Source organism: Spirosoma aerophilum, from assembly GCF_054782495.1.
Map to the genome: position 1 here is coordinate 11804 of NZ_BAAGSJ010000038.1, position 15360 is coordinate 27163.

The following is a 15360-nucleotide window of genomic DNA, read 5'->3' on the forward strand; positions in this document are numbered from 1 at the left end:
TGAAACAGGGTTTTGACGGTTAAGAAATGATATGGGAAAACTTGTCCGACAAGGTGTCGGAAAATGAAGACGGTACGTCTACATTGGCGTAGGGATAAGTTTGTCAGATTGACGGGTCAAATGTATAATTTGTCCTGTTGCCGGGTACAGATTTTTGTACAACCGGTTATCTGACAGCCAAATCGTGCAGGGGTATTGATGAGTGGCCTGCCTATATTTCCTGCGCCAGATTAAAGAAAAACCCGGCTTTACCCTGCGCATTGATCGTACCGCTGAAGCGCATCACCAGGTTATAAAAACTCACTATATCCAGGCTCATACCCGTTCCGGCAAGTAATTTGTTAGCCAGCTGGCTCTGGTATTGCTCGGCAAATGTGCTGCTCACGTAACCCGCATCGCCGAAGAATGTGAGGTAGGCAGCAACGGGTACCGTATTGAACTGCCGTACATGCAGCCAGTTGAGTTGTTTGCGAACGTTAAAGAGCTGATACCGGAGGCTGTTTCGCCAGATAAACGTCCGCTGGCCATCAACCACATAAAGTTCGTAACCCCGAACCATGTCAATGGAGCTGCCCAGGCCGCGCAAATTGAAATACGGCTGACGGGTAGGCCAGGTGGTCCGAACCCGGCCATTGGTGGCCAAATAAAACTTCTTACCCAGCGACCAATAGCGCGTCGCCGATGTTGACAGATCCAGGAAACGGAAGTTGTCCTGGGGTAAAAGCCCCGATACGCCTACCGCAGCCGTGAACAGCGTCCCCTGCAAGGGATAGACGATGTTATCCCGACGGTCGTATCGGTAATTATAAGTCATCGCCAGAAAGTGCTGATTGGTATTGCCATCCATAAAATAGTTTGGATTCAGCCGGACAATGGTATCGGCAATCGTATTCCGGGTATAGCGGGTGTCGAGCGTATGATAGTGATAGAGCCCTCGCCTGTGGGTGAGGGTCACGGCCGCATAGGCGCGTTCACGCAGTACATCTTCCGACTTCACATACACCCATTTATCGAACTGGGTGCGGTACGGAATTTCTTTATTGGTGATGTAACCCAGATCGACGCGCAAACCAATTTTCTGTGCCAGATCAATATAGGGTTTGGAGTAGGAAAGGATCGTTCGTTGCAGGAAGCCGCGCTCTATAACTACCTGAAGCCGGTCATTATTCCCCGTTACGTTACGATAGCTAAGATGCCCTCCGTAAATAACCCGCCGGAAATCACGTCCTCTGTCGTACCACCATTCGTTTAAGTTACGGTCGGCCAGATCAAAAACAGGATAGGCCATAATATACCATCGCTCCTTCATCGTTATGGTCAGGTCTACCTGAGCCAGAGTTGTGGAATCGAGGGCGGGGGTGAATTCAGTGGTTGCATCAACCGTAATGAAGAGCGTCGTATTGTTGATGTTTCGCTGATCCCAGGCAACACGACCCGGCAAATCAGCAAGCCGAACGGAGTCACCGACATGGAGCGTCATTTCCCTGAGGATGATTCGGTCGCGGGTGCGGTAGTTTCCTTTGAGAAGAACGGACCGGACAATAACTTTCTGAGCGGAGTCCGCCGGAGCAGACGCAAGAACGGGGAAAGACGATAAAAGAACAACCGTTAGTGCCGGAATCAGGATTAGCCACCTTTTCGGAATCATTCTCAAAAGTACGTCTTTTCAAAAAAATAAGACAAGTATATCTCCGTATCCTGCAAATCCGTACGTATTATTGTTAGCTAGTTAGCAAAACCTATGATGACTACTTAAATATACGATAATACATGCAAACGGGAAACATTGAGAAACCCACTACTTCCGTCAAGCCCAGTTTAAGCTTCTGGCAAATCTGGAATATGAGTTTCGGTTTTTTAGGTATCCAATATGGGTTTGGTCTACAGCAGGCCAATATGAGCCCGATCTACCGGTACCTGGGTGCCGATGAAGCCTCCATTCCAGGGCTTTGGCTGGCGGGGCCGCTAACGGGGTTGTTGCTCCAGCCAATTATTGGGGCTGTTTCGGATAAAAGCTGGTCGCCACGCTGGGGTCGACGGAAGCCGTTTATCCTGATTGGGGCCTTGGCGGGAAGTATCGCTATGGTATTTATGCCAAATTCATCTTATGTCTGGATGGCAGCAGGGCTGATGTGGATGCTCGACGCGGGACTAAATTCCGCCATGGAGCCTTTCCGGGCTTTCGTAGGCGATATGCTCAACGACAAACAACGGCCTACCGGTTTCGCCATACAATCGTTTATGGTTGGCTTCGGACAAACTCTAGCTAATCTGATGCCCTATATATTACCGCTGCTGGGTGTTTCCATGGTCTTGTCGGAAGATCAGCTGGCCAATGGTATTCCGAACTCCGTGCGTTATCCGTTTTATATTGGCGCTGCGGCTATTGTGATCTCGGTATTATGGACCATCCGCACCACAAAAGAATATCCACCTGTCAATGAACGCTACAAAGAGCCCCACATTTTTACCGATGAAGAGAAGAAATCAATCTCCTTCTGGCACCTGGCGTTAGCCTCGGGAGGAGCAATTCTGGCGTTCTTTTTTGCTGCCCGAATTGGTGGCTGGATAACAGGATTACTATGGGGAGCAGGCGTATTTGTTGGTAGCTACCTGTTTCTGATGCTTCCTATTTTCAAAGAAATATTAGCTTCGCTTTCGGCCATGCCAACGGTGATGAAACAGCTCTGGTGGGTCAAGTTTTTCACCTGGTACGGGCTTCCGCTTATGTGGCAGTTTCTATCGCTGGCAGCGGCAAAATACGCGTTCAATGCCCCCGATGCGGTATCCAACAAAGCGGGTTTTGAAGAAGGCACCAAATGGGGTGGCCTTTGCTTTGCGATGTTCAGCATCTCCTGCGCTGTCATCTCGATCTTCATTCCGCGCATAGCCAAAGCCATTGGTAGTGCACGGGCTACCCACGCCCTGTTCCTGACCATTGGCGCCATGGGCTTTTTCCTGACGCTTACGTCAAATGATAAGTTGGTCTATCTTGTGGGCATGTCTATTATAGGGCTTGCCTGGGGTTCTATCATGTCGATGCCCTATCTGATGCTGGCCAGTGCGGTCCCCAAAGAACGGATGGGTGTTTACATGGGCATTTTCAATGGTTTTATCTGTGTACCGCAGTTTATTGGGATGCTTACCGTTCCTCTCTTTTATAAATCCGTGTTGGGCGACGACCCTCGCAACGCGCTGGTGCTGGCGGGTGTCTGCCTGCTGTTGGCAGCCGCTTCCTGCTTCCTGGTAAAAGAAGTCAGAAACACTGGCGAAGCAACCATCCCGGTTGAACTCGGCTGAAATTAAGTACAATCTTGTTTTCTCTTTCTGTTCTTCTGACTACTTTTCCGGTGTTAACGAACCATCCCGAAATTTAATCAGAAGAACTTTTTATACATGACAAATCCCCCCCGCCCTTACGCCCTACTCTCTGTGGGTGAACTTTTAGCCGATTTGATTGGCCACCACGTTTCGTCCAGTTTGCTGGATGCCCAGGATTTTCGGCGGTATCAGGGCGGCAGTCCGGCCAACATGGCCACCAACATGGCTCGCCTGGGAAATTCAACGGCGCTGGTAGCCTGCGTTGGCAATGACAACATAGGCACCTATCTGACCCGGCAGATTGAAGAGTCGGGCGTAGACATCCAATTTATCTCATCCGACCCGCTGGAGCCAACCAGCATTGTACTCGTTTCACGAACAGCGGGCACCCCCGATTTTGTGGCTTACCGGCACGCCGACTGTCAGCTCAAACCCGAACAGTTACCGGATTCTCTTCTGTCGCAGGTTCAGTTATTTCATACCACCTGTTTTGCCCTGAGTCGGCAGCCCGCGCAAGATACCATTGTCGATGCTGCCAAGCGGGCACAGGCAGCCGGTTGTCAGGTTACAATCGACACCAACTACGCTCCCAGCATCTGGCCAGATCGACAACAGGCTTGGCGGGTGATCAGCGATTACTGTTCGGCGGGTGCGCTGGTAAAAATCAGCGAAGACGATGCCGAGCGACTCTATGGGGAAACCCAAACGCCGGAGCGCATTTTAGGCGATTTCCATCAAATGGGCGCAACAATGATCTGTTTGACGTTAGGCCCGAATGGAAGCATTGTGTCGTATGATGGCGGCTCGAAACAATCGCGCATTCCGGGTAAAAAAATTGACGTAGTCGATGTTACGGGTGCAGGCGATGCCTATTGGGCAGGGTTTCTGACAGCCTATCTGGATGGTTATGCACCCGGTAATTGTGCCCATGCCGGGGCTGCCTTAGCCAAAATGAAATTGACCCGGCAAGGGCCGCTTCCTGACAAAGTCGATCGAAAACGGCTTTATGACCAATTTGAATAACAAGTAAGCTTAAGCATTGTACTTCCTTCTCGTGTGAAAAGCTCACATTTCGGGCTTAGGTCCCTTTGTTGTGGCCTATACAACTAGTATTATTTTACGGCGGTCATTTTGCTTACCGGCATATAACCGCCGTTAAGTATGTATCCGGCCGTTGCCTAACTAATAAAAACTTTAAGTTATTATTATTACAAAAAGGCATACAACTTTAAACAATGTTACTTACATTGTAGACACATTTCTAGCTATTATCATACATGAAAAAAATCACCACTACTTGGGCTGTCAGAGCGGCAGCCTTAGCGCTTTTCGCATCCTTATCAATCGTAGGGTGTCAACCGGTAGACGTTGACTCTTCTGCAACCCAATCATCTTCATCAGCAAACGCCAGACTTGGTGCCGGACAGGATTATGTCGACGGTGAGGTGTTAGTACAGTTTAATGATGATGCCAGCGATGATGTAAAGCAAAAGGCTTTTGACAAAGTCAAAGGTATACCGGCTGAGAAAATCCTGACCAAAGCGATGGAGCGCGCCAACAAAAAGGGTGGGCTCTATCTGTTGAAAGTGAATAAAAACGTGCTCGAAGCCATTGCTGACCTCAGCAGTGCACCCGGTGTAGCCTTTGCCGAGCCTAATTTTATTTATAACCACGCAGCCACGTCAACTGATCCTTATTTTACGAATGGTTCACTTTGGGGTATGGACGCGGCTAATCCATACAGCAGTAAAGCCTCTACTGCCTGGGCTGCCGGCAATACTGGTTCAGCATCTGTAGTAGTTGGTGTTATTGATGAAGGCATCCAGTTTGAGCACCCGGATTTAGCTGGTCAGATATGGACAAATCCATTCGACCTGGTAGATGGGAGAGATAATGATGGCAACGGCTACGTGGATGATATCCACGGCTGGGACTTTGATGGAAATAATAACACGATTTATGATGGCGGAACACGGGGTAGCTCCGATGACCATGGTACCCACGTTTCGGGAACGATTGGCGGTAAAGCAAACAATGGTCAGGGTGTCGCGGGGTTGAACTGGAACATCACAATCATTTCCTGCAAGTTTTTGGGTAAACGGGGAGGTACTTCAGCCAATGCCGTTAAAGCCGTTGACTATTTGAATGACTTGAAAACTCGTCACGGATTAAATATCGTTGCCAGCAATAACTCCTGGGGCGGTGGTGGTTTTTCGCAGGCACTTAAAGATGCCATTGATAGAGCAAATGCCGGGAATATCCTGTTTGTAGCAGCCGCCGGAAACAGTGGCACCAACAATGATGTTACGGCCAGCTACCCCTCAAATTATACGTCGCCAAACATCATTGCGGTTGCGGCCATTGATAAAACCGGCGCACTGGCCAGTTTCTCTCAGTATGGAGCGAACACCGTTGACATTGGTGCCCCAGGCGTAGCTATTAATTCGACAACCGCTTTTAATACGTACTCGTCTTATAGTGGGACATCCATGGCGACACCCCACGTAACCGGTGCCGTTGCACTTTATGCGTCTGTCAAGTCTACTACTACAGCGGCCCAAATCAAGAACGCTATTTTATCGAGTGCTGTTTATACACCCTCACTAGATGGTAAAACCGTTACGAAAGGGCGGTTAGATGCTAACGCAGCTTTATCGAAATAAAGGTTTTCATCTTCGTTAAAACAACAAGAGCCGGAGGATGTCCTCCGGCTCTTGTTGTTTTAACGAAACGAGGCTATTTCAATTCAGCCAGTTTACCGAGGTCAACATCCTCAAGAGCGGCTTTAATCTTGTCCATACTCACGCCCCGGCCTTTTACCGATACGACAAACCGCTTGTTGACTAACACAGCTACCTCGCCGTCTTTATCGCTGTTATCATATTTTTCATAGGCCTTATTATCACCGATCTTGGTGGTCTTTTCATATCCATCTTCGGTTTCTTTGTCTACCTCCATCATTGACCAGGCGGCCAGCCCCATCATCATAGCCGAACCGCCCCCATCAATAATAGAAAGTTCTATGCTTTCGCTGCCATCGGCATTTGCGTATTTACCATTTGCGGTCGAGATGGTAAAGCCAGCCGCTCCATTCTTCTCGCCCGTCGCTTCTTTCCGGGGCAAGCCGTCAGCATCGGCGGGTAATAATTCTTTTAAAGAACGAAAATCAACCGTTGCTACAGGTCCTTTTTTCTGCATTTCCTCGGCTTGGGCCGCCATCTCTTTTACGGCGCTCATTGCACCCAAAGCTGACACAGATTCTTCTTCTTTTTTCTCTTCTTCTTTACTGCCTCCGCAACCGGCAAGAATCATAACGGGCAGCAATCCAGCCCAAAGCAGGTTAAGGTTTGTACGCATGGTCGTTGTTAAAACTTTGAATGGCATAAATAATTAATCTTCAGAAAGTTAATTATTTATGCCAATAGCTGAGCAAGAGTTTTGATTAAACGTAACCTTCTCTATCTTTTTGCCAATTACTGCACAAATACCTAAAACTTAACTATTTGATGACAGGCTATTAATCGACTTTTTTACTAAGCACATAATAATTTGCATCAACGGATAAAACGCTCTCATTACCGGCTTTAAGCGTTTTCCACTGAGCGGTTGGCTGCACGTTGACATAAGGTCCCGAATCGCCCAAGCACACCCGAACGGGCATGGCAAAACCATTCACGCAGTTTGCCCAACGGTATTGAAATCCGCCAGCCACCGCACGATATTCCAGCACCGGAATTCTAACATCGCGCAGGTATTGATCAAACACAGGCTTCAGGTTAATACCCGTTTTCTGACTCATAAAATTCTCTATCTGACTGGTCGTGACGGTCTGGTGATAGAACGTTTTATTCATACCCCGCAAAACCTGCCGCCAGATTGTGTCATTGCCCACCAGTTGCCGGATCGTGTGCAGCATGTTTCCCCCTTTGTAGTACATATCGCCCGACCCTTCGTGGTTGACGTTATATATACCAATAATTGGGCTATCATTCCGGATGTTGGCCCGGCAACCGATCACGTACTGGGCACCCGCTTCTTTACCATAATAATACTCCGTAAACAGATTCTCGGAATAGTTGGTAAAGCTCTCGTGAATCCACATATCGGCCACATCTTTGTAGGTAATGTTGTTGGCAAACCACTCATGTCCCGACTCGTGAACAATGATGAAATCCCAGAGTAATCCCCAGCCAGTTCGGGAAAGGTCGCGCCCCAGATAGCCATTCCGGAAGCGGTTGCCATAGGTGACCGAGCTTTGGTGTTCCATACCGAGGTAGGGTGTTTCAACTAATTTGTAGCCATCTTCATAAAACGGATACGGCCCAAACCAGTACTCAAATGCCTTCAACATCTTAGGCACCTGCCGAAACTGGACCCGTGCCGAATCGACATGATCGGTCAATGCATAATAGTTAACAGACAGGGGGCCCTTTTCGCCTTTATACACCTCCGACCAATGCTCGTAGCGGCCAATGTTGAGGTTAACCCCATAGTTATTGATCGGATTAACAACATACCAGTCAAAAGTGCGGGTATGGTCGTTGTTGGTGGTTACCCGGCGCAGTCGGCCGTTCGAGACATCCATAAGGTCTTCCGGCACGGTAACGCTGATGGCCATAGAGTCAGGCTCGTCGTACATATGGTCTTTACAGGGCCACCAGGCACTGGCCCCTAACCCCTGACAGGCCGTGGCAATAAACCAGTTACCCGACTTATCCCGCGACCACACCAGGCCACCATCCCAGGGCGGACGTTTGGCGACACGGGGTTTCCCGGCATAATGAACGGTTACAGTCTCGGTCTGGCCTGTCTTCTGCGGCTTTGTCAACGTCACAAAATAGGCGTTGCCATCCTGCCGTACCGCCAGTGGTTTACCATCCTGCTCAACCCGCAGCACCCGCAACGGGCGCTGTAGGTCAACTTGCAGGGTTTGCCCCGGCTTAAGCACCCGATACCGAATGAGGGTTGAGCCGCTCAAGGTGCTGTCTTTTGGCTGAACACGCACGTTTAGGTGATAAAAAGCCAAATCCCACCAGGCCCGCTCGGGGGTAATAGAACCCCGAAGGGTATCGTCGTGGGTAAATGTAGGCTTCTGAGCCTGCGCCAAAACAGGCGAGATCAATAAAAAAAACAAGAATAAGAGTCGATTCATGGACTGTTTGCAGACTTAACGCGGACCGGGTGGGCAGTATTTCAGCAGGTAATTTGTGTAAAGTGTACGCAGGTGCTGCGTGGTTCCTTCTCCTTCATTGATTCCGTGCGAGCGGTTGGGATAGGGCATCACCTGAAACTGTTTGTTATATTTAATCAATTCGTTGATCAGTACTTCTGCATTGTCGTAATGCACGTTATCGTCGCCGGTGCCGTGAATATAGAGCAGATTTCCCCGCAGGTTCTTCGCATACGTAATGGGAGAACCCGCCACGAAATCGTCACGATTTTCCTGCGGAAGGCCCATGTAGCGCTCCTGGTAGATATTGTCGTAGAAAAGCTGGTTGCCGACGGCCGCAATAGAAATGCCGGTTTTATAAATATCCGGGTATTGAAAAAGCAAATGCAAGGTCGTAGACCCTCCCCCACTCCAGCCCCAAACGGCTACCCGGCTGGTGTCGATGTAGGCGTGTTGAGCAAATAACTTCCGGGCACCCATTGCCTGATCACGAATGTTTAGTCGGCCAATCTGACGATAGATCGACTTACGCCAGGCAGCTCCCTTCAAATTAGGCGTTCCTCTATTGTCGAGAGCCACATAGATGTACCCCGCTTTGGCCATGTCGCCGGTAAACAGGCGATTCTGGCCGATAGAGAAGTCGTCATTTACCGTGCTTCCGGCGGGTTCGCCATACACGTAAAAAACAACCGGGTACTTTTTGGTACTATCAAAATCGGTTGGTTTGGCCATCCAGCCATCCAGATTTACGCCATCTTCGGTAGTGAGCGTAAAGAAGTTTACGTTCGATTTAGTAACGGGCTTTATGCGGGCCGCTATACTTTCCGATTCTTTAACCGCTTTATGATCGGGCAGGCTGATCCATTCGCGGGCGGGTGGTGTCTGGTAGTTGGTGAAGGTATGCTGGGCAAAACGGCCATTGGACGAAATCGTATATCCGTGCGTCCCGGCCTGTCCGGCGGGGGTTACCCGTTCGGCTTTCCCTTTGCCATCCAACCGGGTACGATACAAATACCGCTGGTTCGTATTCTCGGGCGATGCGATAAAGTAGATTTGATTGGTAGCCTCATCAATGTGGCTGATGGTGGCAATATCATACGACCCCGGCGTTAAGCTGATCTCTTTCTTACCGTCGGCACTAACCCGATACAAGTGGCGCCATCCGTCCTTTTCAGATACCCAGACAAACGATTTACCACCTTCCAGCCACTCCCAGCCACTTGGATCATCGCGGCTCCAGCGTGCTTTGCCATCAATCCAGGCTTTGTCATTTTCGGTATAGATCAGATTGGCAGCCCGGCTCTGCGGATTACAGATAAACAGCTTACTCTCGTTCTGTTTACGATTTAGCTGCTGCACAATCACGTTGCCACCAGTAGGAAGCCACTCCAAACGAGTCAGGTAATGCTGCTGGGAATCGCCGGGTATATTTAGCCAGGAAGTCGGCCCACCCGTGATGGAAACAACCCCAATACGCGTTGGCGACGGACTTTCCCCTACTTTAGGGTACTCCACCGGTATAACATGTGAATAGCTCGAATCCGTAGTATTCAACATCAGGTAGTCGCGGATGTTCGTAGCATCGACCTGCCAGTAGGCGATCTGTTTACTATCGGGGCTCCAGCGAAAGCCATCGCGACAACCAAACTCTTCTTCATACACCCAGTCGAAGGTGCCATTGATCCGCTTTCGGGTGCCGTCTGTTGTTAACTGCGTTGTTTTGCCCGTTGCAACCTCTTCAACAAACAGATTATGTTCGCTCACATAACCGACGCTTCGTCCATCGGGCGACAGTTTGGCATACATCAGCGACTGAGCTGGTCGTTTCGTACCGCCCGATTGACCAACTTGTCGAGCTTGCCCGCTGGCCCGGTTAACGAGGTAATAATCACCACGGGTGTTATACCGCCAGACGCGGGCGGTATTGGTAAAAATCAGGACAGTGGCACTATCAGGTGTGAAGGTAAAATCAGCGACCGGCATAGGCTGGCTACTGCCGGGCCGCTGGAGTTTATCTTTCCCTAAAAGGACGGTTTTACGACCGGAACGGATGTCTGTTTTAACAACCTCTCCCTGCTCGACGGCGGCTAAACCATTGCCGTCGGCTGTCCAGTGCATTTGCCGACCGGGCACCTGAGCCGAGGCAACATAAGTAACGAAGCCTGCCAGAAGTGCCGGCAGGAATTTGTGTGATATAAACGAAGACGGGCTCACAGAATGAAGTGTATGATTGAGGTAAGCTACCGTCAAAAATACATCATTTTCCGTGAACCCGTCTTGTAAACGATCACATTAAGCAGCACTACAGGAAAAAGCAGAGGCTTTATCCAGATACGCAGAATTTTCACAAAGATCCGCCCAGTCGGTCCAAACTTCCCCCGACCAGTCTGATGGTTATGATTCAATGGTTTTCGATTCTCTGGGTGTGACCAACGCTACCGGTGTGCGGTAGCTTCGTACCAGGAAATAGATGCCCAGCAATACCGCTGGAATGCTGAGCATCTGCCCCACATTTAACGGTAAGCTATCTTCGAAAGGCACCTGATTTTCTTTCAGGTATTCATAGAAAAACCGGAGCCCAAAGATGTAAATCAGAAATATTCCCAACATACTGCCACGCGGTGTCAGCGCTCTCCGTCGATTCCAGAACCAGAGCAGGATAAAAAATAGCACCAGGCAGGAAATCGACTCATATAGCTGAGCCGGGTGACGCGGTATTTTAGCGTATTCATTGTTGTTCATGAAAACAAATGCCCAGGGTACATCCGTCGGGCGCCCCACAATTTCTGAATTCATCAGGTTTCCGAAACGAATACAGGCACCAGCCAGTGCCACCACAATAGCGATCCGGTCGGTTACCCACAAAAATGTCTGCCCTGTCCGGATGCTCTCTTTCCGTCGCGAATACAGCCAGAGGCCCGTTAAAATACCGATAATAGCCCCGTGACTGGCCAGCCCGGCGAAAGGTGGTGTAATGACCGTTAACGGATGACGAAACAGCACCTCAGGCTCATAAAACAGAAAATGGCCAATACGCGCCCCCAGAATGGTAGAAATCACCATGTATATGAGCAGGCTGTCGGTTTCGGCGAGGGGTTTATCTTCTTTTTTGAAAATATATCCCATGATCTGCATGCCAATCAGGAAACCCAGTGCGAAGAGCAACCCATACCAGCGTACAGAAAATGAGCCGATGTGAAATATTTCGGGATTAACTTCCCAAATAACGTATTGAAGCATAATTATTTAAAGTTTCAAATTTTTCGGGGTTCACGTATCAGGCTTCAGATGACGGATTCGCCTGAGACACGCCCAACGTTGAATCCTGAAATTTGAAACCTACACTAGAGATAGCGGGCAAAGATACAGATTGCGGGAAAGTTTTTGGGCGTTTTCGTGTTTACCCACGTATGATGAAGTCGATTTTAATTGGACTTGTTAGAGGATATCAGGCTATTGTGTCGCCTTACTTCCCGAATGCCTGCCGTTACACGCCAACCTGTTCGCAATATACAGTCGAGGCTATTAAAAAGCATGGTGCTTTGCGGGGCGGGTGGATGGGCCTGAAACGTATTGGACGATGCCACCCCTGGGGCGGACATGGGTATGATCCGGTTCCCTAGGAAATTATGACATTTTGGCTTATTCGATAAACTTGCCTGATTTTTGACGAACGCCAAGTAAATAGAAACAGACGTGTCCCCCTTGGAACCCGGGTGAATCTGTTTTAACAAACCTGTCAACTTTGTCACTCTATACTACACCCTGCTATGGTTGGAATTACTGCCGATAATAAACTCAAACGCCTGATTGTTGTAGGCGACCGGGTATTGATTAAGCCAAAAGACCCTTCTGACCGAACCTCCAGTGGACTGTATCTACCACCCACCGTTCAGGAAAAAGAACAAGTTCAGTCTGGGTATGTTATTAAGGTAGGTCCCGGCTATCCGATTCCGTCGCCAACGGAAGATGAACCCTGGAAAGAGACCGAAGAGAAAGTAAAATACATGCCGCTACAGGCACAGGAAGGTGATGTGGCTCTGTATCTGCAACGCAATGCTATTGAGTTACAATACGAAGGAGAGCAATATGTCATTGTGCCACAAGGTTCGATTCTGATGCTGGAACGGCTGGAGGATCTGTAATCCGAGTGACAGTCGAGTCATTGTTTCAACCCTACATAAGCGGCTTTACAACTTCATTACGGTAAACACTATGCGACGATATTGGTTGATATTCCTGACAATCCTGCTAATTGGATTTACCCTTACTATGGAAAGTGTAGCGAATCAGCAAAAGTCGCTTAAGGCGATGTTAACCGAGAAAAAAGACCACCGACGCGTACTGCTAATCTACGGACGCGATGATGCCCAACATTATATTCTTGAACAACAGGAAGCCCTTAATGAAGAAAAAGCCGGTATCGCCGAACGGGATCTGGATGTTATTGTCCTTGTCGCATCACTGGTTATGGAACCCGATCGCCAGTTTTTGATGCACGATTACAAGCTTAATCCTGCCGACGATTTTGCGGCCTGGCTAATCGGGAAAGATGGCGGAGTCAAACAGACCTACAAAAAACCTGTTGCCGTAAAAGACTTATTTCAGACCATTGACAGCATGCCGATGCGGAAACAGGAGAGCAAACAATAACAGTACGGGTGGCCCCGTAAGGTCTTAGCCAGATTTGAAGCATTAAACAAGATTGTTGCTACACTAACTTTCGTTTTGCGGCAATCTCGTCTTATCCTTCAGATCTGGCTAAATTTTCGAGGAGCCGCCTGTGCGGCTCTTATTGCTCCCCAAACTTTGCGGCTTCTGTGATGCCTTTCCAGGTGTCAGTACGAAAAGGTACTGCGGGAAAGTTCTCCTGATTGTACAGGTTTACATCGCTATTATCATCGGCCCAGCCGTACCGCACCGCTAATGGCGTGGTTACGGAATCAGCGTAGACGACCACTGAATTTCCCTGAATCTCAGCTTTGGCATAATAGAACTTCTTATCAGCACCCGCCAACTCAAAGCCTTTGAGGTAGCCATATTTGTCCTTCGCCATCAACCCGCTGCCAACGTTTCGGAAGGTTATCGCTGCTTTATTACCCATCACCGTCATCTTGTCGAACATAGGTCCGCGCGAGGGTTCGTTGGTATTTTCGCCCCCCTTCTGATAAGCTACCCGCATGGCCTCGGCGGCTAATCGATTGCCCACATCCAGTTTATTCTTGGGGTGAATATCCGTTCGCTCGCCAATGTCCGACGTAACGGCCATGCCCGTGTTCGGGAGCTGAAGGGTCATTGTCTGTGCTTCGCGCAGTTCAGCCCAGTTACTTCCGTGCCGACTGTCGCCATTGGACGCATTGAAGCTAGCCAGTTGAACAAACAGGAAAGGAAAATCATACCCCCAATGCCGACGCCAATCCTGGATCATGAGCGGAAACGTTCGTCGATACTGAAAGGCCCGTCCGGCATTCGATTCACCCTGGTACCAGATAGCCCCCTCAATAGCGTAGGGAATCAGCGGATTCAACATCGCGTTGAACAGTTGAGTAGCGAATGTATTGGGGCCCGGCTTAAACGACGACGAAAACACATTGGCTACTCTATACTTCCATTGACCAGCCAGCGGCATGTTTAGCCCTTCGCCCGCGAGTTTGAGCTGCTCCGGTCGGCCCATAAGCCCCCCGCTCCCCCCCGTATCTGTTACCCGGATGGCCACCACATTACGACCGGGCTTTAGCAAACCGTCCGGAAGGACATAGGCCCGTGGTTTACCCCCTTTGGTACTGCCTATTAATTGCCCATTTACAAAGGTCGAGTCATTGTCATCAACCGAGTCGATATAGAGCGTTATCTTCTGCGGAGTCGCCCCTTCGGGTATCACAACATCCTGCCTGAACCAGACCACGCCGTCCAGCGTTGGCAGTCCGCTCCACTCCCAATCGCCGGGCTGATTCATCGTTTTCCAACCCCTGTCATCCATTGTAAGGCCAGCCCATGTCTGCTCTTCAGCTGCTGTAGGCAGGCCGCCCTGCTGTGCTTTGAGCAGCGCCTGCGTACGGGCAGCGCCACGCTGAATGACCTCTTCTGTAGTAGCCGGTAATTTGGCCGCTACCTGCCGAAGTTCGTCATCTTGATTCATAGCCTCCCGGCTGGTCCAGGTTTCGGAGTGCGTACCGCCCCAGCTTGTGTTGATCAGTCCGATGGGCACGTTGAGCTCCTTTTGTAACTGTTTGGCAAAGAAGTACCCGACAGCCGTGAATTGCGGAGCCGTTGCTGGCGTACAGACGCTCCAGCTGCCTTCGATATTATCCTTAGGCGTTAGACTCAAGTCTTTTTTCACCAGTAGCTGCCGGATATTCGGAAAATTGGCTACCGGAATTTCAGTTTTTGCGTTGGCTGCCGCAGCCAGCGGCCACTCCATATTCGACTGCCCGGAACAGACCCATACCTCTCCCGTCAATACATCCTCGAACGTTACGGTATTTTTCTTTCCTTTTACCAGGAGCTGATAAGGCCCGCCAGCTTCCATGGCGTCGAGGGCTACGCGCCACTTCCCATCCTTTCCCGCTTTTATCGTTTTGGTTTGTGCGGCAGTTCCACCACTAGTCAGGGCAACGGTTACTTTCTCGCCGGGATCAGCCCACCCCCAAACGGGTACCGGTTTACGGCGCTGCAAGACCATGTGTGAACCAAAAACGTTCGGCAGCCGTACATCGGCAAATACACTCTGACCGGCACTTAAATTCAGGAGCAACAGTCCCCATTTCAGGCATTTCATGCGTAATCAGTATTTAAATTGTAGTTCGTCCACCCGCAGAAAGGGTCGTTTAATCAAAAGTCAAATTTCTGATTTTATCCTTATTGTTCAA

At 49.6% G+C, this 15360-nt stretch carries 12 protein-coding genes; 6 read left to right on the forward strand and 6 right to left on the reverse strand.

The features are described from left to right. Positions 1-211 precede the first annotated feature (211 nt). Positions 212-1648: a BamA/TamA family outer membrane protein gene (locus ACYVK4_RS29905; RefSeq protein WP_461131261.1), complete on the reverse strand. Its 1437-nt coding sequence runs from the start codon at positions 1646-1648 to the stop codon at positions 212-214. 122 nt (positions 1649-1770) lie between these two features. Between ACYVK4_RS29905 and ACYVK4_RS29910 the strand changes: the two genes are divergently transcribed. The 3 genes from ACYVK4_RS29910 (at position 1771) to ACYVK4_RS29920 (ending at position 5984) form a co-directional block, all read left to right on the forward strand. Then, complete coding sequence (locus ACYVK4_RS29910) at positions 1771-3300, forward strand: MFS transporter (protein WP_461131262.1); 1530 nt, start codon at positions 1771-1773, stop codon at positions 3298-3300. A gap of 96 nt (positions 3301-3396) precedes the next feature. Then, positions 3397-4344 (forward strand): carbohydrate kinase family protein, encoded by a 948-nt coding sequence (locus tag ACYVK4_RS29915; protein ID WP_461131263.1) that lies wholly within the window; start codon positions 3397-3399, stop codon positions 4342-4344. A gap of 254 nt (positions 4345-4598) precedes the next feature. Further along, positions 4599-5984 (forward strand): S8 family peptidase, encoded by a 1386-nt coding sequence (locus tag ACYVK4_RS29920; protein ID WP_461131264.1) that lies wholly within the window; start codon positions 4599-4601, stop codon positions 5982-5984. 73 nt (positions 5985-6057) lie between these two features. Here ACYVK4_RS29920 and ACYVK4_RS29925 read toward each other — a convergent pair whose 3' ends face one another. The 4 genes from ACYVK4_RS29925 to lgt form a co-directional block, all read right to left on the reverse strand. Then, positions 6058-6678, reverse strand: a complete 621-nt coding sequence (locus ACYVK4_RS29925; RefSeq protein ID WP_461131265.1) for a transposase — start codon at positions 6676-6678, stop codon at positions 6058-6060. A 160-nt stretch (positions 6679-6838) separates the two neighbouring features. Then, the gene (locus ACYVK4_RS29930) at positions 6839-8473 is read right to left on the reverse strand and encodes a M1 family metallopeptidase (RefSeq protein WP_461131266.1); all 1635 of its coding nucleotides are present in this window, start codon (positions 8471-8473) and stop codon (positions 6839-6841) included. Between the two features lie 15 nt (positions 8474-8488). After that, complete coding sequence (locus tag ACYVK4_RS29935) at positions 8489-10609, reverse strand: S9 family peptidase (protein ID WP_461131542.1); 2121 nt, start codon at positions 10607-10609, stop codon at positions 8489-8491. 276 nt (positions 10610-10885) lie between these two features. Further along, entirely contained in the window at positions 10886-11731 is an 846-nt protein-coding gene (gene lgt / locus ACYVK4_RS29940; protein WP_461131267.1) for a prolipoprotein diacylglyceryl transferase, read from the reverse strand. 173 nt (positions 11732-11904) lie between these two features. Here lgt and yidD point away from each other — a divergent pair, with 173 nt between their 5' ends. The 3 genes from yidD to ACYVK4_RS29955 all read left to right on the forward strand — a co-directional run bounded on the left by yidD (position 11905) and on the right by ACYVK4_RS29955 (position 13144). Further along, positions 11905-12114 (forward strand): membrane protein insertion efficiency factor YidD, encoded by a 210-nt coding sequence (yidD, locus tag ACYVK4_RS29945; protein WP_461131543.1) that lies wholly within the window; start codon positions 11905-11907, stop codon positions 12112-12114. 147 nt (positions 12115-12261) lie between these two features. Continuing rightward, positions 12262-12636 carry a co-chaperone GroES gene (locus ACYVK4_RS29950; protein WP_461131268.1) on the forward strand — a complete coding sequence of 125 codons (375 nt, stop codon included), beginning with the start codon at positions 12262-12264 and terminating at the stop codon, positions 12634-12636. A 70-nt stretch (positions 12637-12706) separates the two neighbouring features. Next, positions 12707-13144 (forward strand): DUF4174 domain-containing protein, encoded by a 438-nt coding sequence (locus ACYVK4_RS29955; RefSeq protein WP_461131269.1) that lies wholly within the window; start codon positions 12707-12709, stop codon positions 13142-13144. A 139-nt stretch (positions 13145-13283) separates the two neighbouring features. On the opposite strand, the gene ACYVK4_RS29960 is transcribed toward ACYVK4_RS29955, so the two are convergent. After that, entirely contained in the window at positions 13284-15269 is a 1986-nt protein-coding gene (locus tag ACYVK4_RS29960; protein ID WP_461131270.1) for a sialate O-acetylesterase, read from the reverse strand. Positions 15270-15360: the final 91 nt, after the last annotated feature.

Bases quoted from the DNA above. Each gene is read 5' to 3' on its own strand.
- yidD (WP_461131543.1), top strand. From the start codon at position 11,905: ATGAAGTCGATTTTAATTGGACTTGTTAGAGGATATCAGGCTATTGTG.
- ACYVK4_RS29910 (WP_461131262.1), top strand. From the start codon at position 1,771: ATGCAAACGGGAAACATTGAGAAACCCACTACTTCCGTCAAGCCCAGT.
- ACYVK4_RS29935 (WP_461131542.1), bottom strand. From the start codon at position 10,609: ATGCACTGGACAGCCGACGGCAATGGTTTAGCCGCCGTCGAGCAGGGA.
- ACYVK4_RS29920 (WP_461131264.1), top strand. From the start codon at position 4,599: ATGAAAAAAATCACCACTACTTGGGCTGTCAGAGCGGCAGCCTTAGCG.
- ACYVK4_RS29930 (WP_461131266.1), bottom strand. From the start codon at position 8,473: ATGAATCGACTCTTATTCTTGTTTTTTTTATTGATCTCGCCTGTTTTG.
- ACYVK4_RS29925 (WP_461131265.1), bottom strand. From the start codon at position 6,678: ATGCGTACAAACCTTAACCTGCTTTGGGCTGGATTGCTGCCCGTTATG.
- ACYVK4_RS29950 (WP_461131268.1), top strand. From the start codon at position 12,262: ATGGTTGGAATTACTGCCGATAATAAACTCAAACGCCTGATTGTTGTA.
- ACYVK4_RS29960 (WP_461131270.1), bottom strand. From the start codon at position 15,269: ATGAAATGCCTGAAATGGGGACTGTTGCTCCTGAATTTAAGTGCCGGT.
- ACYVK4_RS29905 (WP_461131261.1), bottom strand. From the start codon at position 1,648: ATGATTCCGAAAAGGTGGCTAATCCTGATTCCGGCACTAACGGTTGTT.
- ACYVK4_RS29915 (WP_461131263.1), top strand. From the start codon at position 3,397: ATGACAAATCCCCCCCGCCCTTACGCCCTACTCTCTGTGGGTGAACTT.
- lgt (WP_461131267.1), bottom strand. From the start codon at position 11,731: ATGCTTCAATACGTTATTTGGGAAGTTAATCCCGAAATATTTCACATC.
- ACYVK4_RS29955 (WP_461131269.1), top strand. From the start codon at position 12,707: ATGCGACGATATTGGTTGATATTCCTGACAATCCTGCTAATTGGATTT.